Genomic DNA, 23,577 nt, shown 5'->3' with positions numbered 1-23,577 from the left:
TTTTGATGGTAATACGCTGAACGCAGCTATTACTTTTCGAGGTACTGCAGCTTGTCCGGCTTGCCGTCCCACTCTTCGGCTTCTGGCAGCGGGTCTTTCTTTTCGGTGATGTTGGGCCACTTGCCTGCCAGGTCGGCGTTGAGCTCCACAAACTGGACCTGATCCGCCGGCAGCTCGTCTTCCGAGAAAATGGCCTCAGCGGGGCACTCCGGCTCACACAGGGCGCAATCGATGCACTCGTCCGGATCGATTACCAGAAAGTTCGGGCCTTCGTAGAAGCAGTCAACCGGGCATACTTCCACGCAGTCCGTGTATTTGCACTTGATGCAGTTATCAGTAACGACAAACGTCATAGTCAGTTTCCTGGTCCAGTAGTCAATCTCATCAGTGTAATAATAATTGCGCGATATTGTATTGAGCGGCCTGCCCTGTCGCAAGCGCTGAGGTGCACTATCGTTATTACACAGATCAATTCTGCCGCTGAGTTCCACTATTTCCCCAGCAGTTCTTTCAATTCGTACAGTCGGTTAAGGGCATCCCGCGGAGTCAGTCCGTCCACGTCCAGGTCGGCCAGGCATTCTTCCACTTTGCTGGGCTCCAGGCTGGCGAACATGTCTGCCTGCATAACCGGCTCGCTAACGCGGGCGGTGCGTGGCTGTTTTTCAGGTTCAGCCGGCGCCACGGCGGTATGATCGGCTGCCGGCCTGGCTGGTGCCGCACCGCCTTCAAGGTGGGACAACTGCTCCTTGGCATTGCGAATCACGTCCTGGGGCACGCCAGCCAGCTTCGCCACCTGCAAACCATAGCTCTGGCTCGCCGGGCCGTCATGAACGTTGTGCAGGAACACGATGGTGTCGTCGTGCTCGGTGGCAGTCAGGTGAACGTTAACGGCGTGCTCAAGATCGTCGGCCAGTTGCGTGAGCTCGAAATAGTGAGTGGCAAACAGGGTGTAGCAGCGAATGTGTTTGGCCAGGTGTTCCGCTGTCGCCCACGCCAGGGACAGGCCGTCGAAGGTGCTGGTGCCGCGCCCCACCTCGTCCATCAGCACCAGGCTGTATTCCGTGGCGTTGTGAAGGATATTGGCGGTCTCAGTCATTTCCACCATAAAGGTTGAGCGGCCGCCGGCGATGTCGTCTGACGACCCCATGCGGGTGAAAATACGATCCAGTGGCCCGATGACCACGCGGTTGGCGGGCACATAGCTGCCGGTGTAAGCCAGCAGGGCAATCAGTGCTGCCTGGCGCATGTAGGTGGACTTACCGCCCATGTTGGGGCCGGTGATCACCAGCATGCGCCGTTGCTGGTCCATCAGCAGATCATTGGGCACGTAGGGATCGCTCAGCAGTTGTTCTACCACCGGGTGGCGGCCTTCTTCGATATCGAAGCCGGGCGTGTCACTGAATTCCGGGGCATTGAAGCGAAGGCTGGTGGCCCGCTCGGCAAAGTTGCTGAGCACATCCAGCTCCGCCAGGGCCTGGGCAGCGTCCTGCAGGGGTGCCAGTTCTGCGGCTACGGTTTCCAGTACCTCGTCGTACAGGGCTTTCTCCCGTGCCAGCGAGCGGCTCTTGGCGCTCAGGGCCTTGTCTTCGAATTCTTTCAGTTCCGGGGTGATAAAGCGTTCTGCGTTTTTCAGGGTCTGGCGGCGGATGTAATCCACTGGCGCCTGCCCGGACTGGGCGCGGGTAATTTCGATGTAGTAGCCGTGTACCCGGTTATAACCCACTTTCAGCGTGCTGATCCCGGTACGCTCGCGCTCACGAGTCTCAACGTCCAGCAGGAACTGGCCTGCGTTCTCGCTGATATTGCGCAGTTCGTCCAGTTCTTCGTCAAAACCTTCGCGGATAACACCGCCATCCCGGATAACCACCGGCGGGTTGTCGATGATGGCTCGTTCCAGCAGGTCCGATAGTTCGGGGTACTCGCTGATCGTTGTGGCGAGTCTGACGACGTGGTGGGAATTGACCGGTGTCAGTGCCTTCTGTAAATCCGGCAGGCTTAGAAAGGCATCCCGCAGCCGTGCCAGATCCCTTGGGCGCGCTGAACGCAGTGCCACGCGGGCCAAAATCCGCTCGATATCACCGATGCTTTTCAACAGGTCATGAACCGGCTCATAGTGAAAGCCGTCCAGAAGTGCGGAAACCGCCTGCTGGCGTTGTTCCACCACGGTAATGTCCCGTAAAGGCCGGTTAAGCCACCGTCTTAGCTGGCGCCCACCCATGGCGGTCGCCGTCCGGTCCATCACCCAGGCCAGGGTGTGCTGGGTGCCGCCCATCAGGTTGGTGTCGATTTCCAGGTTACGGCGGCTGGTGGCGTCCAGGATTACCGCTTCCTCGCGCCGTTCACGGCTGAGTTTGCGAATGTGGGGCAGGGCGGTGCGCTGGGTTTCTTTGGCGTACTGCAGCAGGCATCCGGCGGCGCAGATGGCCAGCGTGAGGTCTTCGCAGCCAAAGCCGGTCAGGTCGCGGACCTGCAGTTGCTGGGTAATCACGCGGCGGGCGGTGTCGGACTCAAACAGCCATGGGCCCTGGCGACGGATACCGGTATAGCCGTCCAGTACGTCCTGATAAGGAAAGTCCTCACTGATCAGGATCTCCGCTGGGCGCAGGCGCTGGAGTTCCCCTTGCAGGCCCTCGAGATCGTCCAGTTCAGACACGGTAAACCGTCCGCTGGAGATGTCGAGGGAGGCAAAACCAAACTGCTCCCGGTGGCTGTAGATGGCGACCAGGAGGTTATCCCGGCGGTCCTCCAGGAACGCATCGTCGCTCAGCGTGCCCGGCGTCACAATGCGAACCACCTTGCGCTCTACCGGCCCCTTGCTGGTCGCCGGGTCGCCAATCTGTTCGCAAATGGCGATGGATTGACCAGCACGAACCAGACGTGCAATGTAGCCTTCAGCGGAATGGTAAGGAATGCCCGCCATGGGAATCGGGCTGCCCCCGGACTGCCCTCGGGCCGTCAGGGTGATATCCATCAGTTCGGCGGCTTTCTTGGCATCCTCGTAGAACAGCTCGTAAAAGTCCCCCATGCGGTAGAACACCAGTTCATTGGGGTGTTCACCCTTGATCTTGAGGTATTGCCTCATCATCGGGGTGTGGTGGGACAGATCGGTCTGGGCTGCTGACATGAACGGTTCCGGATCCATTGGCTTTATGTGAAGGCAGGGATTGTAAGAAAATAACCGCCATGATGAAACGAAGGAGATCATTATGCCACTGACTGACGAGGCATTGGCGGAAGCCGGCACGCAATTGGCTGACGTATTAATGCAACGCGAGCTTACGATAGCCACTGCCGAAAGTTGCACTGGCGGCTGGGTTGCCAAGGTGCTGACCGACCGCGCGGGCTCTTCTTCCTACGTTCTGGCGGGACTGGTGACCTACAGCAACGATGCAAAAAGGGGCTTGCTGGGTGTGACTGAACCGTCGCTGGGGGAGCACGGCGCGGTTAGCGAACCGGTGGTACGGGAAATGGTTGCTGGTGCCCTGGCGGCCACGGGTGCGGATGTGGCTGTTGCGATCAGCGGCGTGGCGGGCCCTGGTGGCGGCAGTGACGACAAGCCGGTAGGCACGGTGTGGTTTGCCTGGGGGCGCTCTCCGGCTGACACCGAAGCGGTGGTTGAGCAGTTCCAGGGCGACCGTGATCAGGTTCGGCGCCAGGCGGTTCTTTATGTGTTACAGGGAGTTAGGGGCTTTCTGGAAAAGGCCTGAAACGGAGGGGTTGGTCTTACCTTCGTGTTGTGTTTTAATACTGTTCAAATATACAGGAGTCCGGTTTTCCGGGTTCCGCAGTCCATGATTTTGGCCGCCGGGCTCCCGTCCCGATAACGGCATTGGCGACAGAGGGTTTGCAACGATGGAAGACAACCGCAAGAAAGCACTGGGTGCAGCACTGAGCCAGATCGAACGCCAGTTCGGCAAGGGCGCTGTCATGAAGATGGGCGACCAGCCCAGGGAAGCGATCCCTGCGGTATCCACCGGTTCCCTGGGCCTGGATGTGGCGCTGGGAATAGGCGGTCTGCCTTATGGTCGTATCTGTGAGATCTACGGCCCGGAAAGCTCTGGTAAAACCACGCTGACCCTGCAGGTGATTGCCGAGGCCCAGAAGGCCGGAAAAACCTGTGCGTTTGTGGATGCGGAGCATGCCCTGGACCCGGTCTATGCCGAAAAGCTGGGCGTGAACGTGGATGAACTCCTGGTATCCCAGCCGGACACCGGTGAGCAGGCGCTGGAAATCTCTGACATGCTGGTACGCTCCAACGCTGTTGACGTCATCATCGTGGACTCCGTGGCAGCGCTGACGCCCAAGGCCGAAATTGAAGGTGAGATGGGGGACAGCCATGTTGGTCTCCAGGCCCGCCTGATGTCCCAGGCGCTGCGTAAGCTGACGGGCAACGTCAAGCATGCCAACTGCCTGCTGATCTTCATCAACCAGATCCGTATGAAAATTGGTGTGATGTTCGGCAGCCCCGAAACCACCACCGGCGGCAACGCCCTGAAATTCTACTCATCCGTTCGCCTGGACATTCGCCGCATCGGTGCTGTTAAAGATGGCGATGAAGTGGTGGGCAACGAAACCCGAGTGAAAGTGGTCAAGAACAAGGTATCTCCACCGTTCAAGCAGGCCGAGTTCCAGATCATGTACGGCAAGGGCATCTACCACATGGCCGAAGTGCTCGATATGGGTGTGAAGGAAGGCTTCGTGGACAAGTCCGGCGCCTGGTACGCCTACAAGGGCGACAAGATCGGCCAGGGCAAGGCCAATGCCTGCAAGTTTTTGGAAGAGAACCTTGAGATCGCCAATGAGATCGAAGCGGCGGTGCGTGACAAGCTGATGCCCAAGCCGGCCAAGAAAGAAGAAGCGGCAAAGGAAGAGGCAACAGCAGACGCGAACGGTGAGCTTCTCTAAGCTCTGTTATTAGTTCCTGCGTTATCGGGGAGATAGTATGGATGCGAAGAAAAAACTACTGGTTGTCGCCCATGCACCCTCCCCGAATACCCTTAAACTAAGGCAAGCCGTAGAGCAGGGCGCAAAACACGAAGACATCGAAAATGTCGAGGTCACGGTGCTCCCTCCGCTGGAAGCAGGCCCGGAAGATGTTCTGGCCTGCGATGCCATCATCCTCGGTACCACTGAAAACCTTGGTTACATGAGTGGTGCGTTAAAGGATTTTTTTGACCGCAGTTACTACCCCTGCCTTGAGAAAACCCAGGGTTTGCCCTTCACCTTCTACATCCGCGCCGGTCTCGACGGTACCGGCACCCATCGCGCTATCGATTCCATCACCACGGGCCTGCGTTGGCGGCTGGTGCAGGAGCCATTGCTCTGTCATGGCGACTATCGGGACGAATTCGAGGATCAGTGCCGGGAACTGGGGCTCTACATGGCCGCCAGCCTGGATGCCGGACTGTTCTAGGAAGCTTTAGCTGGCGTAGCGATTGTACAGGCCTTCAATGCGGGAAAGGGCATTGTCCACGGTTCGTGAATACCCCTTTTTGTCGAAACAGTAGCTGAACTGGATGCTTACCCGGTAACCGGTCTGATAGGGCTGGCAACTGATCACCCGGGCGGCGACACGGGATTCGCAGATGTACTTGCCATGAAAGTCCATATAGAGACGGGCGCCAGACTCTACTGGCCTTGGGCAAAGCACCGCCATGCCATAGCGATTCAGGTCCAGGCAGGTGACAGCGGTTGAATTCTTCCCTCGACCAAAGAAGCCACGCTCCTGCAGCTGTACCTTCAGGCACATGGCAGGGTAGCGGTCCTTGATTCTGCGGTCTGCGGAATCACTCATCATACGTTGGCATCCGTTGCGTATCTTGTGATTATTATTGGCCCGTTCTTCCACCGGGACGTTGAAGTCTAGTGCCCACGATGGTGACTGAAAAATGACCAAGCGAAGAACTGTGACCGGGTTATCAAAATGGGGCTGCAGTGTGCCAACAGCAAAATCATGCCCCTAATGACATGGTGTTCAGGCCTGGGTGCTGACCAGTCGCCCCCTGCGGTCTTCGGTGGGAGCGGCCTTGCCGGTTTTCGGGTTCAGTAATCGCGGGCTGCGCCTGGACCGCTTCTTGCGGCGGTCTGGCCCCTCAAAAGCGACCTGTGCCCGGCGTCGGTCGGGCTGTACACGTCGGTCGCCCTGCGGTTTTTCCGGCGACGGTGACGCCTGTTGCGGCTGCGGTGCGGTAAAGGGTTTGCGTTTCCGCAGTGACTCCAGCACCGTCAACGGTTGTGACTGATTTCGATAAATATCCATTGAATGAGTGTCCCGCCCTGAGGTTGAGGCCTCTGTTATTATGCCCGATTGATCAATTTATCGACAAGTTGGGCTAAATCTTTAGCGAGAGCGCGACAGGGCCGGCCCCAGATTCTACAATGAGCGGCCAACACCAAAATGCTTTCATACCGTTACAGGACCGAACCTTGAAGTCACTGTCCCTGAACCAGCTCTACAAAGCCTGTGTTTTAAAAGATCTACCGTTCAAGACCACGCGACAGCTCGAGCCCCTGGCGGAAATTGTTGGCCAGAATCGGGCCCAGGCAGCGGTGCGTTTTGCGCTTGCCATGCCCCATGGCGGTTACAACGTCTATGCCGTGGGCCGTAACGGCTTAGGCAAGCGCACGATGATGCTCCGTTATCTGGAGCATCACGTGGACACTGAGAATCAGAGCCACGACTGGTGTTATGTCGCCAACTTCGAGGAACCGCGAATTCCCCGTGTTCTTCAGTTGCCCGCCGGTAAGGGCACCGAGCTCAAACAGGATATGGAAAAGTTGATGGGGCGTCTGATGAAGATGATCCCCCAGACGTTCGACAGCGACAGTTTCCTTGAGCGTGCAGAGCAGCTGAAAAACGGGTATGCCAAGAAGCAGGAAGATGAACTGGAGAAGGTGGCGGCCCAGGCCAGGCGAAAGAAGGTCAGCCTGAATATTACGACACCCGGCGGCTATCGGTTGGTGGCGATGAATGGCGAGGAACCCCATACCGCTGAATCCTTCCAGGCGTTGACAGAAGCTCAGCGGGACAAGTTCGAGAATGATATCAACAAGCTCGAGAAGAAGCTGCGTCAGGCCCTACGCAAACTGGCGGATTGGGAGCAGGAATACGCCGAAAGCCAGCAGGCGCTCAACGAGGAAACACTGGAAAGCATCTCCGGCCACCAGATCGACGAATTGATTGAGAAATACAGGGATATGCCGGAGGTGGTTTCGTATTTCGAGGAAGTGCGTAAGGACCTTTCCGAGAGCCTGGAAATTTTTCTGGAAGACAATGAAGAGCAGGCGGCCATCGCCTATGCGTCGCTGGATAAAAAAATGCCCCGGCGCTATCTGGTCAATGTGCTGGTGCACCAGAAAACCGACGAAGTGCCGGTTGTGGTCGAGGACAATCCCACCTACCACAACCTGTTTGGCTACGTGGAAAGCGTTACCTTCAAGGGTTCGGTGTTTACCGACTTCTCGCTCATACGCCCTGGCAGTATTCACCGTGCCAACGGGGGGTATCTGCTGATGGACGCGATCAAGGTGCTTGAGCAGCCATTTGTCTGGGACGGGTTGAAGCGTGCCTTGCGATCCAAGTCCATCCAGATCAACTCGCTGGAACGGGAGCTGACCCTGTCGGGCACGATTTCATTGGAACCCGAAGCCATTCCGCTGGACGTAAAGATCGTACTGTTCGGCGATCGGGAAACCTGGATGCTGTTGCAGGAATACGACCCCGAGTTCGCTGAGTTGTTTCGGGTCACCGCAGACTTTGAAAACGAGATGATGCGTACGGACGAGAGCCAGCTCCTGTACGCCAAGTTCATCGCCAGCCTGGTGAACGAAAAGAAGCTGCTGCATTGCAGCAACAAAGCCGTGGCACGTGTGATTGAGCACAGTTCGCGCATGGCAGAACATCAGGATCGGCTGTCGCTGCACGCAGCGGATATCGCCAATCTGCTGAGGGAATCTGATTACTGGGCGAGACAGGCGGGGGCAAAGCTGATCCAGAACTCCCATGTGGATCAGGCATTGGAGAGCGCCCAATATCGCAGCAGCCGTATCCGTGATCAGTTTTACGACTCCATCCGCGATGGCACCACGCTGGTGTCCACAACGGGCACCTGTGTTGGGCAGGTGAACGCGTTGTCAGTGCTCTCTACCGGCGGATTCGAGTTTGGTTTGTCCAACCGTATCACCGCTACCTGCTATTATGGAGATGGCGGTGTGATGGATATCGAACGGGACGTCAAGTTGGGAGGTAATATTCACTCGAAAGGGGTGATGATCCTCAGTTCCTGGCTGTCTGCCCATTTTGCCGTTACGGATCCCATGCATCTGTCGGCCAGCCTGACCTTCGAACAGAACTACGGCGAAGTGGACGGTGACAGTGCTTCGCTGGCGGAACTGTGCGCCCTGGTGTCTGCGTTATCCGGCCTGCCTGTCAGGCAGGACCTGGCGATTACCGGGTCGGTGAACCAGTTCGGAGAGGTTCAGCCCATTGGTGGCGTGAACGAGAAGGTTGAAGGCTTTTTCAGCACTTGCAGGCTGACCGGGGAACTCACTGGCACCCAGGGGGTGATCGTACCCTCCACCAACGTCCAGAACCTGATGCTTGAGCAGGAGGTTGTCCAGGCTGTTCGCAATGGACAGTTTGCCGTGCATGCGGTCAGCCGTGCCGAGGAAGCGATTACGCTGTTGCTCGGTAAACCGGCAGGCAAGGCTGATGACAAAGGCAGGTACCCTAAGCAGAGCGTTTTTGGCATTATCCAGCAACGTCTGGAAAAAATGCGCGAGCATGAGCGTCAGGAGCATGCCCGGGACGACCACAAAGATCCGTCGATTCACTGAGAGCCATCAGCCGGTTTCACAAGTGTGATCGGCGGTCATTGAAAGGAGAGACAAGGCACATGACTGATACCCAGCAAACGGTCTACGTAGTTGAGGACGATGAGGCGGTTCGTGATTCTCTTGAACTGCTGCTGAAATCCGATGGCAAGCCGGTCAAGACTTATGACAATGCCAACGCATTCCTCAAGGATTACTCCGAAAAAATGGCCGGCTGTATCGTACTGGATATCCGCATGCCGGGCATGGATGGTATGGAACTCCAGAAGAAACTGAATGAAAAGCACTCCATCCTGCCCATTATCTTTGTCACCGGGCACGGTGATGTCCCCATGGCCGTGGATGCCATGAAAGAGGGCGCGGTCGATTTCATTCAGAAACCCTATCGTGAAGAGGCCCTGCTCCAGAAAATCGAAGCCGCCCTGGAACAGGACAAGGAGCAGCGCAAAACTCTCGGTGAGAAGCAGGAAATCCTGCGCCGCGTAAAAAGCCTGACGCCCCGGGAACATGAAATCATGGATCGGATGATTGCCGGGCAGGCGAACAAGGTCATTGCCATCGAACTGGAGATCAGCCAGCGTACCGTGGAAATTCATCGCTCACGGGTGATGCATAAGATGGGTACTCATTCACTGGCACACCTGGTCCGTATGGTTCTGTCCGTAAAGGACCTTATCGACGCGCGCTGATTTGGCCGGCATCATGCATTCATCATCGTAACCGGCCGTACTTCTATGACAGATGCTGTCCTTGAGACAACAGACGTAACGGTTCTGCTCGTTGACGACAACCCGCAGAACCTCAAGGTTCTCTATGAGACCCTGAAAGACAAGGGTTATCGCCTGCTCATTGCCAACGATGGTGAAAAGGCGCTGGACCTTGCTCATCGCCATCAGCCGGAAGTGATCCTTCTCGACATCATGATGCCGGAACTTGACGGCTATCAGGTGTGTGAACGCCTCAAGGCAGACCCGGTTACGTCAGACAGCGCCGTGGTGTTTCTCTCCGCTCTGGATGATCTGCAGGCGAAAGTCCGGGGATTCTCCCTGGGAGGCGCCGACTATATCTCCAAGCCGTTCCAGGCTCAGGAGGTGATTGCCCGGGTGAAAACCCATGCCAGGGTAATCCGCCTTGAGCGGGCGCTTCAGGCCCGTAATCGCCAGCTTGAAAACGATCAGGCCCGCATACTCAATTCCATCAGCGAAGGTATTTACGGTCTCGACGCCAGGGGTACCATCGTGTTCGCCAATCCGGCGGCGGCGCTGATCATGCGCAGGCCTGTTGAAGAGTTGATTGGTGAGGGTTTTTTCGATCTCCATTTCCGCACCGCCGGCCACGGATGTGAGTCACTTCCTGTTTATGCCACCTGTACCAAGGGTGTTGCGGAGAACCAGCGCGATATCGAGATGTTACGCGCAGATGGTTCACCGTTTCCGGTGGAGTATCGTGCGACACCGAAACTGGATGGTGATGAACTGCATGGCGCGGTGGTTGTCTTCCGTGACATCACTGCTGAGCTTGAAAGTGAGCGGGCACTGGACGACGCCCGGCACATGGTTCAGGAGCAGCGTGAGCAGTTGGCCCACTTCTCCCGCCTGACTACCATGGGGGAGATGGCGGCCGGTGTGGCACATGAGGTTAACCAGCCACTGACGGCTATCACCAACTATGCCCGCGTTGCCAAGCGCGTGTTAGCCAAGGAAGCGCCGGACCACGAGTTGCTTGAGGAAACGCTGGAGAAGATCGAAGCCCAGTCACACCGCGCCAGTGAGGTGATCCGACGCATCCGGCGGTTTATGAAGAAGCCGGCTGCCGGAAAGGATGTGTTGTCGATTGCGGCGCTGTTGGAAGATACCCGCCAGTTCGCAGAAGTGGATATCCGCAACAACGAGGGCGGCGTCGAGATTTCGGTGGCCAATGACGTGCCGGATGTCCTTGCGGACCCGATTCAGGTACAGCAGGTTGCGTTGAACCTGATTCGTAATGCCTTGGAGTCCACTCGTAGCGCCCAATCGGAAAAGCCTGTGGAGGTAACCGTGGCGATGTCAGGCACGGGCTGTGTCCGTGTGGCGGTCACCGATCATGGTGTTGGCCTGCAGGACGATGCGGAAGAAAAGCTGTTCCTGCCGTTTTATACCACCAAGGAAGAAGGCATGGGGATTGGCTTGCCCATGTGTCGATCCCTGATCCAGGCGCAGGGCGGTGATATCGGGTTTGAGCGGCCCGAGCACGGTGGTGCGTGTTTCTTCTTTACCCTGCCGGTCGCCGGTGCTGTGGGTTCGCCCTGTGCGTCCACTGACGGCTCCGGAGAGCCGACAGAGTAACCTCTCTCCCCACTTAACTTTCCCAATGTATCTGGCCGCTCAGGTGAGGTGCGTTTCCGGACGCGTTCAGTAGCTGATAGTCCCAGCCGTCTTGCCCCGCCTGCCAGTTGAGTTGTGCGGTTCCGGGAAGGAACAGCGGCTTCTTGAACTGGCAGGAGACGGATATCGCGTCCGGGCGCCAGCCGCTTTGCTGTTCCAGTAATGCCAGCACTCGGGCCTTGCTCCACATGCCGTGGGCAATCGCCCGGGGGAAACCGAAGGCCTTTGCGGTCAGCGCGTGAAGGTGTATCGGGTTTCTGTCACCGGATACCCCCGCGTATTGCCGGCCAATGGATTCCGCGGCACTGATGTCGGTGGTCTCAGGGTAGTGGGGCAGTTCGGGAGGTTTATCGCCCGAGGCCTTTTTGCTTTTATCCGGCTGCCGGAACAGGTTGGTGCTCGTCTCTTCCCACACCAGCCGCCCTGCGGACCAGGCTTCGGTGACCAGATCGAACTCCAGGCCCCTCGACGTATTGTTCTGACCGTCCAGCCGTGCGGTGATGTCCAGTGTTTCCCCGGTGCCGATGGCTCGGTGCTGCGTGATGTTGTTGCGAAGGTGAACGAGCCCAAGCAGGGGCAGTGGGAAGTCTTTCTCGGTCAGCAGTTTCAGATGCAACGGAAACGCCAGGATGTGGGGCCAGGTGATGGGCACGTTAGCCTGTGTATCGAAGCCACATACCTTCCGGTAGCGTTTCAGGTTATCGTTGGCCGTACTGACACCGATTAATCGGGTGGACAGGCCGGGGATTCTGAGTTCGTCGCCGGATGGCTTGGTTTTCGGGAGTAGGGCCTTGCTGTAAAGCGACCATAGGCCGGGCGGGTGACGGTGGTAGATTGAAGTATCTGTCATATTGCTATCTCTCCTGGTACACCTGTGCGTCTGTGGCCTGATATGCTCTAATATAAGACTAAGGTCTCAGAGTCTGGCAAACCCGGCCAGTATGAGCATTGACCTGGCTTGCCAGCAAGGTTGTCCGGCCGGCCAAGCCGATTAATAAACAACTATAAAGCGGGATTTTATGCAGGAACTTCGCGATGCGGGTGTGATGTTGCGCCTGATTTATCAGGCCATGAAACGCAAAGGGATTGATACAGATGCCATTTTTGCCCGGCTGGGAGTGGATGAAGACTATGTCTACACCGAGCAGCTAAGAACACCTCACAGTGCCCAGTTGTATTTCTGGCAGGTGGTTGAGGATGTGTCGGGTGACTCCGACGCCGGCCTCCACCTGGGTCAGTTGTTACCGGCCTACAAGGGGCAGGTACTGGAATATCTGTTTCTGAGTAGCCCGACGTTTGGCGAGGGCCTGCGGCGGGCTCAGAACTATCAGCGCCTGTTGAGCGATGCTGCCAATACCGACTTCTTCATCGAGGGTGACGAGGCTTGCATGGTTCTGGATGCCGCTTCCAGCGAAGTCAGCCGTCTGCGGCACTTCAACGAATGTTTCGTGCAGGGCCTGATTACCTTTTTCAGATCGATCACCGATGACAGCTTCTATCCGTCGCGCATCGAGTTTGAGCATCAGCGTGAGCATGGCCAGGAGCATGTGATCGACGTGCTTGGCTGCGATGTCATATTTGGCGCCAAGGAAAACCGGCTGTATTTCCCTGCCACCCTGCTGTCCCATGCTTCACCCCATGCGGAACCGGAGTTGCTGGACCTCCATGAGCGGTTTGCCAGTGAGCAGGTGGCCCGTCTTGAGAAGAAAGACATCGTCGGACAGGTCGAGCGGATTGTTGCGGAACTGCTGGACAGCGGCGAGGTTACTCTGGATGCAGTGGCCGAACGTCTTGGCATTAAACCCCGAACCCTGCGTACCCGCCTGACTGAAGCAGAAACCAGCTTCAACCAGGTGCTGGCGGATTTCCGTTATCGCCTGGCGCGGCAGCTGCTGGCAACCACCGACGAATCCATTGACGAAATCGTTTATCTCACCGGCTTCTCGGAACCCAGTACTTTCTACCGGGCGTTCAAGCGTTGGTCGAGCATGACGCCTATCGAATACCGGAAGACCGCACAGGGAAAGGATGCCATGGTTGATGCCATGTAAGAGCCTTCCGAAAACCGAACTTTTTTCATGAAAAACGTTGACATGCAGGGCGGCCTCTTTATAATGCGCCCTCGTTGTCACCGAGCAGTCACACCCTTGATTGCGCCCGAGGTGGCGGCTCACGCGGAGCGGTAGTTCAGCTGGTTAGAATACCGGCCTGTCACGCCGGGGGTCGCGGGTTCGAGTCCCGTCCGCTCCGCCATTTTCCCTTCTTTGATTACCTCTTTTTGTTGTCATTCCCGATTCATCTCTCTGTAATATTGTCCATGCTATCGTTCTCCTGTTTGAAACTGGGGAGACGAATAATGTCCGATTACGAAGAAGAGCTGATGGATTGTCAGTTTGAAGACTATGATGATGACGATACTCTGGACGATGCCACTGAGTTGTAGTGGTGCTTTCAGGTTTTTAGAGAATGCCTTTGGCAGCCTGCTCCGCTAGGTACTGTTTTCGATGTTCCCCCGGGCTGGTGTTGAACCAGCGACGCCACGCCTTATGAAATGCTGCCGGATTGGCAAAGCCCAATAGCCACGCAATTTCTGACAGCGATACCCGTGTTTCCCGTATGTACTCGACAGCCAGCTCCTTGCGGGTGTCGTCCACCAGTTCCCGAAATCCGGTGTTCTCCTCTGCCAATTGCCTTTGAAGTGTCCAGGGCGCGACGCCGAGCTTATGGGCGACGGTCATCAGGGTCGGAGTGCCGCCCTGTAGCAGGGGTGGGAGCTGGTCTTTCACCCGGTCAGCCGTGCTCCACCCGGCGCGGATACGTGACAGTTCCAGTGCGCACTGCCCTGACAGTGACTCGAACATGGCGGCCTGCGCCTGTAGCGAAGCGGCTTCCGCTATTCCCGGGGCCAGTCTGAGGCTGTTGCCTTCGGCACCGAACTTCACCGGGCACCCGAACCACTGTTCAAACACATCGTCGTAACCCTGGGAAGGGTACTCAATGCAGACCCGTTCAACGACCCGGTCGTGGCCGGTAATGAGCCTCAGGAATTGGGCCCAGGCTGCAAGGACCGAATCCACCACGAAGTAATTAAACGCGTTGTAGGGTTTGATGGAGTAAAAATGCGCTTCACGGCCCTTGCCGGCTGTCCAGGGAACACCCCTGCTGTTGCGGCTGTTGAGTAGGGAATAATGAATCAGCGTGCTGATGGCTTCGCCAGCTGTGGCGGCAGATTGGGCGGCAAGCCCTGCGATACCCGCGTCCACGGGGCGAGACAGCTGGCCCATCGTCAGGCCGAGCGCGGGGTTGCCGGTGAGGGCGATAGCCGCCTGACCCATTCTCATGAACCGGGGGATGCTGATCCGGGCCGCAGGCGCTCCCAGTGCTTGTTCGTCCAGCCCAAACCGGCTCAGCAGGTCTGTGGGGTCCCGGCCTTCGGCCCGAAGTGCGCGGGCCATGACGGCGACGTACAGCACGCTGATATCGCCGAGGGGGTTTTTGTGTCTGGTGCTCGTTTTCATGATGCAGGTATTGTCCGACAAGTCGTTACAGGATATCAAACTGTTGTTTCGGGATATTGTTTGGGAAGGGCCGGATGGCTAATTTAGAGCCCATATCACGGCATTGCCGATCCAATAACAGGAGAGAGATCATGACCGAATCGACACCGGGCGTTAAACGTTACCCCAATTTGCTGGAGCCGTTGGATCTCGGGTTCACGCGTCTTCGCAATCGTACACTGATGGGGTCCATGCATACTGGCCTGGAAGAGGCGAAGAATGGTTTTGATCGGCTTGCCGCTTTCTACGCCGAACGTGCCCGTGGCGGTGCGGGTTTGATTGTGACTGGTGGTATTTCCCCGAATGTGGAAGGTGCGGTGTTCCAGCACGCGGCCAAGATGAACACCCAGGAAGAAGCGGACAAGCATCAGGTGATCACCCGCGCGGTGCATGAGGCCGACGGCAAGATCTGTATGCAGATTCTCCATGCCGGTCGCTACGCTTATCATCCGGAGCTGGTGGCCCCGTCCGCGATTCAGGCACCCATCAACCCGATGAAGCCTAGAGAGCTGGACGAAGCGGGTATCGAAAAGCAGATTGAGGATTACGTCAACTGCGCGGCGCTCGCGCGGGAAGCCGGGTACGACGGCGTGGAGATCATGGGTTCGGAAGGTTACTTCATCAACCAGTTCATCGTGGCCCATACAAACCATCGTACTGACCAGTGGGGTGGCAGCTACGAGAACCGCATTCGACTGCCGATCGAGATTGTTCGCCGGGTTCGCGAGCGCGTGGGCAGCGATTTCATCCTTATTTACCGTTTGTCGATGCTGGATCTTATCGAAGATGGCAGTACCTGGGATGAAGTGGTGCAATTGGCGAAAGAAATCGAGAAAGCCGGCGCCACCATTATCAACACCGGCATCGGCTGGCATGAAGCCCGTGTACCGACCATTGCTACCTCTGTGCCTCGGGGCGCGTTTACCAAGGTAACGGCGCGCCTGAAAGACGAGGTCAGCATCCCCCTGGTGACCACCAACCGCATCAACATGCCGGATGTTGCCGAGAAGATCCTCGCGGAAGGCGATGCTGATATGGTATCCATGGCCCGTCCGTTCCTGGCGGATGCGGACCTTGTTCTGAAGTCTGCCGAAGACCGCGCGGACGAAATCAACACCTGCATCGGTTGCAACCAGGCCTGCCTGGATCATACCTTCAGCGGCAAGCTGACCTCTTGTCTGGTCAACCCCCGTGCCTGCCACGAAACTGAGCTGACCTACGTCAAAACCGCCGAGCCCAAAACGATCGCGGTGGTTGGGGCCGGCCCCGCAGGCCTGGCGTTTGCGACGGTAGCGGCGGAGCGTGGTCATAAAGTAACGCTGTTTGACGCCGGTAGCGAAGTGGGTGGTCAGTTCAACGTGGCCAAGCGGATACCGGGCAAGGAGGAGTTCTACGAAACCCTGCGTTATTTCCGGGTCATGTTGGACAAGCACGGGGTGGACGTACGCCTGAATACCCGTGTGGATGTCGATGCCCTCAAGGCTGGTGGATACGACCATGTGGTGCTGGCCAGCGGCGTCAGCCCGCGCACACCGGAGATTGAGGGAGTGGATCACCCCAGTGTCATTGGTTACCTGGATGCGCTGTTGGGTCGCAAGCCCGTAGGGCAGAAAGTGGCGGTGATTGGTGCCGGTGGCATCGGTTTCGACGTCTCGGAATTCATCGTCCACAAGGGCACCTCGGCGGCGCTGGATCCCGAGCACTTCATGCGTGAATGGGGAGTGGACCTGAGCGTTGGTCATCGTGGCGGTATTCAGGGCATGGAGCCGGAGGTGCCGGAGCCGGCCCGCGAGGTGTACCTGTTGCAGCGCAAGGCATCGAAAGTCGGTAAAAACCTGGGCAAGACCACAGGCTGGATTCACCGCACTTCACTGAAGAATCGCCAGGTGCAGATGGTTCCGGGCGTGAGCTACCGCAAGATTGATGATGACGGGCTGCACATAACGGTGACCCCGAAAGGTGCCGAGCAGGGAGAGGATAGGGTATTGCCGGTGGATACCATTGTTGTGTGTGCCGGCCAGGAGCCTTTGCGTGAGTTACAGAGTGGGCTTGAAGCCGCTGGAATGAAGGTGCACTTGATCGGTGGCGCCGACGTGGCCGCGGAACTGGATGCCAAGCGCGCGATCAATCAGGGCAGCCGCCTGGCAGCGGAGCTCTGAGTGCCACGGGCGTGCGGGCCCTGATCACAAAACGTTGCAGTTTTACTCTACCTTCAGAGGTTTGACCCGCTAGACTATTATCCGGAAGTCTGTCAGTTTGAAGCCGGCCCCGCGCACTGTGCAGGGCCGGTTTCTGGTGTCTGACGAAAAAAACGGAACACTTTTGGTGTGTTTGTCGTGTAGCGGTCGGGTTTTTGGAGAGTGGGGAGTTAGCAATGGGGTCTGCCGACCAGGCAAGCGATGGTTATTCGGCGGTGTTTTTCATGGACGGCAGCGACGTGTCGCGCCAGATGCGTGCGTCTGAGTTCGGGGCCTTTCTTGATGGCTACGTTGGCCTGTCCGACCTGGCAGATACCGATGTAAAGGCCGTTTACGTATTGCTTGGCAGCGACCTTCTGGTGCGTTCGCTGGTTTTTTTCCGAATCTATTTTGATGAGGAAGGCAGGGCTGACAGCCATTGGAACTTGCCCGTAGAAAAACTGGCCCGCAAAGGTGCCAAGGGCCCGGATATGGGTGCTGGTCCGATTCGATTGGTGTGTCGCAGTCAATGCCCGAAGTCTGCCAGTGCCGAGGATTTCTGGGATCCTGATATGACCCCGGGAAGCAACCACTTCCAGGCCATTCGGCGCGCCGTGGATGCGAACACACTGAGGTTCCGCAAGGTGGAGCCCACGCCGGAAGAGGATATTCCTGTGTTGGGTGCCGAGTCCCGTTCCCAGGAAGAACCTGAGGTTTCCGCAGACCGGGTGCGGCTTGCCCGTGTTATCCGGGAACAGCGGCTTCGCATCAAAACCCTGCAAAGTGTTCATCGCGATGCGCTGTCTGATCTGCAGCGTGAAAACCGCCATGAGATGCAGGCCCTGCGTAATGAAACCGCCGAACTCCAGCAGAAGTATGAGCGCCAGAAACTCAGCAATGAACAGCTGAAAAAACGCCTTGCTGAGCGCAATGAGCAGTACCTGATGATGCAGGAGCAGATCGCCAGTGGTGAGGCCCGTAATGAGCGCGAGGGTGCTACGGCGGATGCCGAGGTGGTGTTGCTGCGAGAGCAACTGGAGCGCCGTCAGCGCGAACTGGAATTGAGGGACGAAAAGATCGTGGTGCTGGAGCAGGAAAACTATGACTTGCGACACCAGCCGCCAACCGAAAATTCAGTCATGGATCATCTGCAAAACCATTCGGTCTTCCTGGTGGCCTACCACGCCGGGGTAGGTCATATTACCCTGCCTTACGATGATATCGAGAGCTATTTCCGCAACCCTGTGGCCTACGCTGCTGAGCGTTGCGGGCTCAATGAGCCGGCCTATCGGCAATGGCTTGATCACTATGAACACCCGGTCTGCCATCATAAGCTTACCAACGGTAAACCCTGTGGTGAGCCCGTCATGCGCATCAGTCAGCCGGCTGAGTTTCGGGCAGAGGTGGATGATCGCTGCGAACAGCACCGGCCGAAGGACTCCAACTAACCTGCCTCTAGCGATTTCCTGCGGGATCTTTTTTCAGAATCGGGCCGTATTTCGTTACTATGGGTGCTGATACGCCCCCGGGTGATGAATCAGCTCCGCCCCGGCCCAACCCAGACACCCACAGGAAGCTACATGGATCAATTCAGAAACATTGGCGTGATTGGCCGCATGGGCAGCGTAAAGGTGGTCGAATCGCTGCGTCAGCTCAAACAGTATCTGGTGAGCAATAACTATCACGTGATCATTGAGGAAGACACCGCCAGTATGCTGCCTGGTCATGGTCTTCAGGTGGCCAGCAAGAAGCTGCTGGGTGAAATTTGTGACCTGGTTATTGTGGTAGGTGGTGATGGCAGTCTGCTGGGCGCTGCCCGGGAACTGGCCAAATCCAAGATTCCGCTGCTGGGTGTGAACCGTGGTCGTCTTGGTTTCCTGACCGATATTTCTCCGTCTGACCTGGAGGAACGGCTGGGCAAGGTCCTGCAGGGGAAATACATCGAAGAGACACGTTTCCTGCTGGATGGGCACGTGGAGCGCAATGGCCAGCCCCTGGGCTTTGGAACCGCCCTGAATGACGTGGTGCTGCATCCCGGCAAATCGACCCGGATGATCGGGTTCGACCTCTACATCGACGGACATTTCGTATACAGCCAACGCTCGGATGGGCTTATCGTGGCTACGCCGACCGGGTCGACCGCCTATTCGTTATCGGCGGGCGGGCCGATCATGCATCCGAAACTCGATGCCGTCGTGCTGGTGCCCATGTTCCCGCACACGTTGAGCAGTCGCCCGATCGTGGTGGACGGCAAGAGCGAGATCAAGCTGGTGATCGGTGAAACCAACGAAACCTATCCGCAGATCAGTTTCGACGGGCAGATGAACATTGCCTGTGCCCCCGGCGACATCATCCGAATCACCAAGAAACCCTTCAAGATTCGCCTGATTCACCCCGCGGATCATAATTTTTACGCCACATGCCGGGACAAGCTGGGCTGGGCCAGTGAGATTGCAGCGAGCTAACAACATGCCAGGACAGGAAAGATCCGCGAGCCGCGGTTACGACATTATCGGCGATATTCACGGATGCGCTCATACCCTGGTGCGGCTACTGGACCAGATGGGCTATCGCAAGGTTAACGGTGTCTATGAACACCCCCGGCGCCAGGCCATATTCATTGGTGACATCATTGACCGCGGACCTCGTATCCGTGAGGCACTGCATCTGGTCAGGGACATGGTCGAGCACGGTTCCGCCCGCATCGTAATGGGAAATCACGAGTACAACGCCCTGGGCTACTGCACCCGTGCCCGCCCCGGCAGTGGCAAGACGTTCCTGCGGGAGCACAATGCCCGGCACGACCGGTTGATCCGAGAAACCCTCGAACAGTTCGAGCATTACCCCCACGAATGGAACGAGTTTCTGGAGTGGTTCTACACCATTCCCCTGTTTATCGATGAGCCGGATTTCCGGGCAGTACATGCGTGTTGGGACAGCGACCTGATCACCAAATTCAAGGAAAATCAGGGGAGTGCCTGTATCGATGACGAGTTCCTCCATGCATCGGCGGCGATTGAGTCCTTCGCCGGCCAGGTCATGGATACCTTGCTGCGCGGCACGGATCTTCGCTTGCCGCCGGGCGTGAAGATTACCGGTAAAGACGGCTACGTCAGGGAGTTTTTCCGCACCAAGTTCTGGGCTGATAACCCGAAAACCTACGCCGACGTGGTGTTCCAGCCTGACCCCTTGCCGGAGGACGTCGCCTGCCGTGAGCTGACGGACGCTGAGCGAGGCCAGCTGATCAGCTATCCCGCTTCAGCGCCACCGGTGTTCGTGGGCCATTACTGGATGGAAGGCGAGCCGGCACCACTGAAACACAATGTGGCCTGCATCGACTTCAGTGCGGTCAAATACGGCAAGCTAGTGGCCTATCGCCTGGATGGCGAACGTACCCTGTCCCGTGACAAGTTCGTTTGGGTGGATGTGGAGAGGCCGGAGCAGCCGGACTATCCCACCAGCGAAGACAGCGTGGCGAGGTAACCTGTGTATCGCGTGAAACAGATTGAGACCGACATAAACCTGGCTGGTTTCAGTCGTTGGCTGAAAGAGCAGGGGGTGGGGCACCGGATCACCGAGGAGGGTGGGTCACAGGTGCTGTGGCTGGAGAACCCTGAGCATACGGAGCCGGTGTTACAGGCCCTTGAGCGCTTCCTGAAGGAACCCGAGGTGCAGGACGCTGTCAATACGACAGCGCAATCGCCGGTGTTTGTCGGGGGGCGTTGGCAGCCGTCGCCACGCCACGCACCCATGGTGCTCGCCATGATTGCCCTGGCCGTATTGATGGCTTGGGTGACGGCCATGGGACAGAATCAGCTATCCACCCTGTTGATGTTCGTCGATCCGCGTTTCTATGATGTTGGTACCATGGCGGATCGAATCCAGGCGCTGTCTTCTACCTTGGCTGGTGGGCAGGTCTGGCGCCTGATCACGCCGGATTTCCTGCATTTCAGCTGGACCCATATCATCTTTAATTCCGTCATGTTGTGGTTCCTGGGCAGTCAGGTTGAGTGGTTCGATGGCCGTGCGCGGTTACTTGCCCTGTTCGTAGTGACCAGCCTGCTGTCCAACGGATTGCAGTACATCGTGAGTGGGCCTCTGTTTGGCGGTCTGTCTGGCGTTGTGTACGGCATTCTGGGTTATTGCTGGTTGAGCCAGCGGCGCGTGCCCCGTTTCCAGTTCCCGCCTGCACTGGTGACGTTTGCCGTGGCCTGGATGGTGATTGGCTTTACGCCATTTACCGAAATGGTGGGGTTGGGGCAGATGGCAAATGAAGCCCACTTGGGAGGCTTTGTGGCTGGCCTTGCCCTGGCGGCCATTTTGCCGGTACCAAAAAAAGCCCCGCGAAACCGCGGGGCATGAAAAGAGCGTATAGCTCCTGATGAGAGAGACCAAATGAATACGACCTTCGTCATTTGGTGAGTTAATGATAATCATTATCGTTTATTGTTGTCAACGGGTTTCCTCACATTTTTGCTAGCAAATGATTGGAGAACGAAATGACCTACGAAGAGCTGATCAAACGGCTGGACCCCGCTGTTTATCAGAGCCTCAAGCGCGCCCTTGAGCTGGGCAAGTGGCCGGATGGTCGTAAACTGAGTGACGAGCAGCGGTCGATCTGCATGGAGGCCGTTATTTATTACGAAGACCACCACAACACACCGATGGAAGAGCGGGTTGGTTACCTTGACCGCGGCGAAAAGGCGGGGACTGCGTGCGATCCCAGCGTGTCGCGCACAGCAGGGAAATCGTCAAACGGTACCGCTGGCTCAGATCAGTACTTTGAGGTGAAGTCTTGACCGCATTGGTTGATGTGACCGGTCGCCTGCGCAAGATGCCTGCAGAGGCCGGTGATCCGGTCAGCTATACCATCCGGGTGGGCGATACCCTCATCCCCCTTAATGAGATGGTCGGGTACCCGTTGCAGTTTGATTTCGATGGCGTGATACGCTGCATCAACTGTGATCGTAAGACCAACAAGAGTTTCAGCCAGGGTTACTGCTATCCCTGTTTTCGCAAGTTGGCCGCCTGTGACAGCTGCATCATGAGCCCGGAAAAATGCCATTACCATGAGGGCACCTGCCGTGAGCCGGAGTGGGGAGAGACTCACTGCATGATTGAGCATGTGGTGTATCTGGCTAATTCGTCCGGTCTCAAGGTGGGCATAACCCGCGGTTCTCAGGTGCCAACTCGCTGGATAGACCAGGGTGCCGTCGATGCCATCCCGATGGTCCGGGTGACTACCCGACAGTTAGCAGGTTTTGTGGAAGTCGCGTGCAAGAAGTACGTCGCGGACCGAACCAACTGGCGGGCCATGCTTAAAGGCGACGTGCCGGATCTGGACCTGGTTGAAGAGCGTCGCCGCATGCTGGAGCTGGTCGCCGACGATTTGTCGGAATTGCGCGCAGCCCACGGTGAGAACAGTATCCGGGCTGTCGATGAAGACGGGTTGGCTCTAAGCTATCCGGTCGAGGTATGGCCCCGGACGGTAAAAACTCATAATCTGGACAAGTCGCCCTCGGCGGACGGCGTGCTCCAGGGGATCAAGGGCCAATACCTGATCCTGGATACCGGTGTTATCAATATCCGTAAATACACCGGTTATGAAGTCCGCTTCCGGGTCTTCCCAAACCACTGAGCCCGGCCCAACGAATTCTGGAGAAAGTGAATGCGTACCAGTCAGCCACAGACCATTTTCCTCAAGGATTACCGCGTGCCCGCCTTTCTGGTGGACCATGTGGATCTGCGTTTTGAACTGTTTGAAGATGGGGCCAGGGTTCACTGTACCCTGGCCATGCGCCGGAATCCCGACAGCGATTCCTCGGACAAGAGCCTTGAACTCGACGGCGACAGCCTGACCACACTTGAATCGGTGAGCCTGGATGGCAACCTCCTGGAGGGCAGCGCCTACGAGGACCGTGACGACAAACTCACCCTTCATGAAGTGCCGGATCAGTTTAATCTGGGGATCGTGACCTGGATCGAACCCCAGAACAACACGCGCCTGGAAGGCCTGTACAAATCGTCGGGCATGTTCTGTACCCAGTGTGAAGCCGAAGGCTTCCGCTGCATTACGTACTTTCCTGACCGGCCCGATGTGATGGCCCGTTTCCGCACTCGTGTTGAGGCGGATAAAACCCGCTATCCCATCCTGCTGTCCAACGGCAACGATGTTGAAAAGGGCGATCTGGCCGACGGCAGGCATTTTGTTACCTGGGAAGACCCATTCCCGAAGCCTTGCTACCTGTTTGCTCTGGTGGCCGGTGACCTCCTGGAGAAGCGGGACACCTTTAAGACAATGTCAGGTCGTGACATTGATCTGCGCATGTACGTTGAGCCCCGCAACGCCGAGAAGTGCGACCACGCCATGGACTCCCTGAAACGCGCCATGCGCTGGGACGAGGAGGTGTATGGCCGCGAGTACGATCTGGATATTTTCATGATCGTCGCAGTGGATGACTTCAACATGGGCGCCATGGAGAACAAGGGGCTGAACATTTTCAACTCCTCGTGCGTACTGGCCAGCCAGGAAACCGCGACGGACATGGCGTTCCAACGCATCGAGTCGATCGTGGCCCACGAGTATTTCCACAACTGGTCCGGTAATCGCGTGACCTGTCGCGACTGGTTCCAGCTTAGCCTGAAAGA

At 57.3% G+C, this 23,577-nt stretch carries 21 protein-coding genes and 1 tRNA gene; 16 read left to right on the top strand and 6 right to left on the bottom strand.

Annotated elements, in window-relative coordinates:
- Positions 1-29: 29 nt before the first annotated feature.
- Together fdxA and mutS are read right to left on the bottom strand one after the other, a co-directional pair.
- Positions 30-353, bottom strand: a complete 324-nt coding sequence (gene fdxA / locus AXW11_RS13975) for a ferredoxin FdxA (RefSeq protein ID WP_007151871.1) — start codon at positions 351-353, stop codon at positions 30-32.
- 137 nt (positions 354-490) lie between these two features.
- A complete protein-coding gene (gene mutS, locus AXW11_RS13970) occupies positions 491-3,124 on the bottom strand; it encodes a DNA mismatch repair protein MutS (protein ID WP_091644149.1) in 2,634 nt (877 codons plus the stop codon).
- Between the two features lie 82 nt (positions 3,125-3,206).
- Between mutS and AXW11_RS13965 the strand changes: the two genes are divergently transcribed.
- The 3 genes from AXW11_RS13965 to AXW11_RS13955 all read left to right on the top strand — a co-directional run bounded on the left by AXW11_RS13965 (position 3,207) and on the right by AXW11_RS13955 (position 5,413).
- Positions 3,207-3,707, top strand: a complete 501-nt coding sequence (locus AXW11_RS13965; protein WP_036204565.1) for a CinA family protein — start codon at positions 3,207-3,209, stop codon at positions 3,705-3,707.
- 145 nt (positions 3,708-3,852) lie between these two features.
- The gene (gene recA, locus AXW11_RS13960; protein ID WP_036204567.1) at positions 3,853-4,905 is read left to right on the top strand and encodes a recombinase RecA; all 1,053 of its coding nucleotides are present in this window, start codon (positions 3,853-3,855) and stop codon (positions 4,903-4,905) included.
- A gap of 37 nt (positions 4,906-4,942) precedes the next feature.
- The gene (locus AXW11_RS13955) at positions 4,943-5,413 is read left to right on the top strand and encodes a flavodoxin family protein (protein ID WP_041334718.1); all 471 of its coding nucleotides are present in this window, start codon (positions 4,943-4,945) and stop codon (positions 5,411-5,413) included.
- Positions 5,414-5,419: 6 nt separating this feature from the next.
- Here AXW11_RS13955 and AXW11_RS13950 read toward each other — a convergent pair whose 3' ends face one another.
- Both AXW11_RS13950 and AXW11_RS13945 read right to left on the bottom strand, forming a co-directional pair.
- Complete coding sequence (locus AXW11_RS13950; protein ID WP_036204571.1) at positions 5,420-5,797, bottom strand: PilZ domain-containing protein; 378 nt, start codon at positions 5,795-5,797, stop codon at positions 5,420-5,422.
- Positions 5,798-5,974: 177 nt separating this feature from the next.
- Positions 5,975-6,259 (bottom strand): hypothetical protein, encoded by a 285-nt coding sequence (locus AXW11_RS13945; RefSeq protein ID WP_036204572.1) that lies wholly within the window; start codon positions 6,257-6,259, stop codon positions 5,975-5,977.
- Positions 6,260-6,426: 167 nt separating this feature from the next.
- Here AXW11_RS13945 and AXW11_RS13940 point away from each other — a divergent pair, with 167 nt between their 5' ends.
- Genes AXW11_RS13940 through AXW11_RS13930 form a run of 3 tightly spaced genes read left to right on the top strand, consistent with a single transcriptional unit; the run spans position 6,427 to position 11,156 of the window.
- Positions 6,427-8,835 carry a Lon protease family protein gene (locus AXW11_RS13940; RefSeq protein WP_036205776.1) on the top strand — a complete coding sequence of 803 codons (2,409 nt, stop codon included), beginning with the start codon at positions 6,427-6,429 and terminating at the stop codon, positions 8,833-8,835.
- Positions 8,836-8,894: 59 nt separating this feature from the next.
- Positions 8,895-9,521: a response regulator FixJ gene (gene fixJ, locus AXW11_RS13935; protein WP_007151863.1), complete on the top strand. Its 627-nt coding sequence runs from the start codon at positions 8,895-8,897 to the stop codon at positions 9,519-9,521.
- 45 nt (positions 9,522-9,566) lie between these two features.
- On the top strand, positions 9,567-11,156 hold the full coding sequence (locus tag AXW11_RS13930) for an ATP-binding response regulator (RefSeq protein ID WP_041334723.1): 1,590 nt from the start codon (positions 9,567-9,569) through the stop codon (positions 11,154-11,156).
- A 13-nt stretch (positions 11,157-11,169) separates the two neighbouring features.
- On the opposite strand, the gene AXW11_RS13925 is transcribed toward AXW11_RS13930, so the two are convergent.
- Entirely contained in the window at positions 11,170-12,045 is an 876-nt protein-coding gene (locus tag AXW11_RS13925) for a MaoC family dehydratase (protein ID WP_036204579.1), read from the bottom strand.
- A 169-nt stretch (positions 12,046-12,214) separates the two neighbouring features.
- Here AXW11_RS13925 and AXW11_RS13920 point away from each other — a divergent pair, with 169 nt between their 5' ends.
- On the top strand, positions 12,215-13,246 hold the full coding sequence (locus tag AXW11_RS13920) for an AraC family transcriptional regulator (protein ID WP_036204580.1): 1,032 nt from the start codon (positions 12,215-12,217) through the stop codon (positions 13,244-13,246).
- A gap of 125 nt (positions 13,247-13,371) precedes the next feature.
- A tRNA-Asp gene (locus tag AXW11_RS13915) sits at positions 13,372-13,448 on the top strand.
- A gap of 206 nt (positions 13,449-13,654) precedes the next feature.
- Here AXW11_RS13915 and AXW11_RS13910 read toward each other — a convergent pair.
- Positions 13,655-14,713 carry an AraC family transcriptional regulator gene (locus AXW11_RS13910; protein WP_075195588.1) on the bottom strand — a complete coding sequence of 353 codons (1,059 nt, stop codon included), beginning with the start codon at positions 14,711-14,713 and terminating at the stop codon, positions 13,655-13,657.
- A gap of 131 nt (positions 14,714-14,844) precedes the next feature.
- Here AXW11_RS13910 and AXW11_RS13905 point away from each other — a divergent pair, with 131 nt between their 5' ends.
- The 8 genes from AXW11_RS13905 to AXW11_RS13870 all read left to right on the top strand — a co-directional run.
- The gene (locus AXW11_RS13905; RefSeq protein ID WP_091644146.1) at positions 14,845-16,911 is read left to right on the top strand and encodes an NADPH-dependent 2,4-dienoyl-CoA reductase; all 2,067 of its coding nucleotides are present in this window, start codon (positions 14,845-14,847) and stop codon (positions 16,909-16,911) included.
- Between the two features lie 215 nt (positions 16,912-17,126).
- The gene (locus AXW11_RS13900) at positions 17,127-18,377 is read left to right on the top strand and encodes a DNA repair protein (protein ID WP_041334726.1); all 1,251 of its coding nucleotides are present in this window, start codon (positions 17,127-17,129) and stop codon (positions 18,375-18,377) included.
- A gap of 132 nt (positions 18,378-18,509) precedes the next feature.
- Positions 18,510-19,394, top strand: a complete 885-nt coding sequence (locus tag AXW11_RS13895) for an NAD(+) kinase (RefSeq protein WP_007151855.1) — start codon at positions 18,510-18,512, stop codon at positions 19,392-19,394.
- A gap of 4 nt (positions 19,395-19,398) precedes the next feature.
- Positions 19,399-20,412 (top strand): metallophosphoesterase, encoded by a 1,014-nt coding sequence (locus tag AXW11_RS13890; RefSeq protein ID WP_041334729.1) that lies wholly within the window; start codon positions 19,399-19,401, stop codon positions 20,410-20,412.
- A 3-nt stretch (positions 20,413-20,415) separates the two neighbouring features.
- On the top strand, positions 20,416-21,291 hold the full coding sequence (locus AXW11_RS13885) for a rhomboid family intramembrane serine protease (RefSeq protein WP_041334732.1): 876 nt from the start codon (positions 20,416-20,418) through the stop codon (positions 21,289-21,291).
- Between the two features lie 137 nt (positions 21,292-21,428).
- Entirely contained in the window at positions 21,429-21,728 is a 300-nt protein-coding gene (locus AXW11_RS13880; RefSeq protein WP_036204593.1) for a YeaC family protein, read from the top strand.
- Positions 21,725-22,567 (top strand): DUF2797 domain-containing protein, encoded by an 843-nt coding sequence (locus AXW11_RS13875; RefSeq protein ID WP_085681349.1) that lies wholly within the window; start codon positions 21,725-21,727, stop codon positions 22,565-22,567. Before AXW11_RS13880 ends, AXW11_RS13875 begins: the two co-directional genes overlap by 4 nt.
- Before the next feature lie 30 nt (positions 22,568-22,597).
- A partial coding sequence (locus tag AXW11_RS13870; RefSeq protein WP_286792390.1) for a M1 family aminopeptidase occupies positions 22,598-23,577 on the top strand: 980 nt, incomplete at its 3' end.

The sequence above is a fragment of the Marinobacter sp. Hex_13 genome, assembly GCF_001566815.1.
GTDB lineage: Bacteria > Pseudomonadota > Gammaproteobacteria > Pseudomonadales > Oleiphilaceae > Marinobacter > Marinobacter salarius.
This window is presented reverse-complemented; position numbering and strand designations above follow the sequence as displayed.

What these genes read in the sequence shown, in the direction of transcription:
- fdxA (WP_007151871.1), bottom strand. Translation starts at nt 353, where the DNA reads ATGACGTTTGTCGTTACTGATAACTGCATCAAGTGCAAATACACGGAC.
- mutS (WP_091644149.1), bottom strand. Translation starts at nt 3,124, where the DNA reads ATGTCAGCAGCCCAGACCGATCTGTCCCACCACACCCCGATGATGAGG.
- AXW11_RS13965 (WP_036204565.1), top strand. Translation starts at nt 3,207, where the DNA reads ATGCCACTGACTGACGAGGCATTGGCGGAAGCCGGCACGCAATTGGCT.
- recA (WP_036204567.1), top strand. Translation starts at nt 3,853, where the DNA reads ATGGAAGACAACCGCAAGAAAGCACTGGGTGCAGCACTGAGCCAGATC.
- AXW11_RS13955 (WP_041334718.1), top strand. Translation starts at nt 4,943, where the DNA reads ATGGATGCGAAGAAAAAACTACTGGTTGTCGCCCATGCACCCTCCCCG.
- AXW11_RS13950 (WP_036204571.1), bottom strand. Translation starts at nt 5,797, where the DNA reads ATGATGAGTGATTCCGCAGACCGCAGAATCAAGGACCGCTACCCTGCC.
- AXW11_RS13945 (WP_036204572.1), bottom strand. Translation starts at nt 6,259, where the DNA reads ATGGATATTTATCGAAATCAGTCACAACCGTTGACGGTGCTGGAGTCA.
- fixJ (WP_007151863.1), top strand. Translation starts at nt 8,895, where the DNA reads ATGACTGATACCCAGCAAACGGTCTACGTAGTTGAGGACGATGAGGCG.
- AXW11_RS13930 (WP_041334723.1), top strand. Translation starts at nt 9,567, where the DNA reads ATGACAGATGCTGTCCTTGAGACAACAGACGTAACGGTTCTGCTCGTT.
- AXW11_RS13925 (WP_036204579.1), bottom strand. Translation starts at nt 12,045, where the DNA reads ATGACAGATACTTCAATCTACCACCGTCACCCGCCCGGCCTATGGTCG.
- AXW11_RS13920 (WP_036204580.1), top strand. Translation starts at nt 12,215, where the DNA reads ATGCAGGAACTTCGCGATGCGGGTGTGATGTTGCGCCTGATTTATCAG.
- AXW11_RS13910 (WP_075195588.1), bottom strand. Translation starts at nt 14,713, where the DNA reads ATGAAAACGAGCACCAGACACAAAAACCCCCTCGGCGATATCAGCGTG.
- AXW11_RS13905 (WP_091644146.1), top strand. Translation starts at nt 14,845, where the DNA reads ATGACCGAATCGACACCGGGCGTTAAACGTTACCCCAATTTGCTGGAG.
- AXW11_RS13900 (WP_041334726.1), top strand. Translation starts at nt 17,127, where the DNA reads ATGGGGTCTGCCGACCAGGCAAGCGATGGTTATTCGGCGGTGTTTTTC.
- AXW11_RS13895 (WP_007151855.1), top strand. Translation starts at nt 18,510, where the DNA reads ATGGATCAATTCAGAAACATTGGCGTGATTGGCCGCATGGGCAGCGTA.
- AXW11_RS13890 (WP_041334729.1), top strand. Translation starts at nt 19,399, where the DNA reads ATGCCAGGACAGGAAAGATCCGCGAGCCGCGGTTACGACATTATCGGC.
- AXW11_RS13880 (WP_036204593.1), top strand. Translation starts at nt 21,429, where the DNA reads ATGACCTACGAAGAGCTGATCAAACGGCTGGACCCCGCTGTTTATCAG.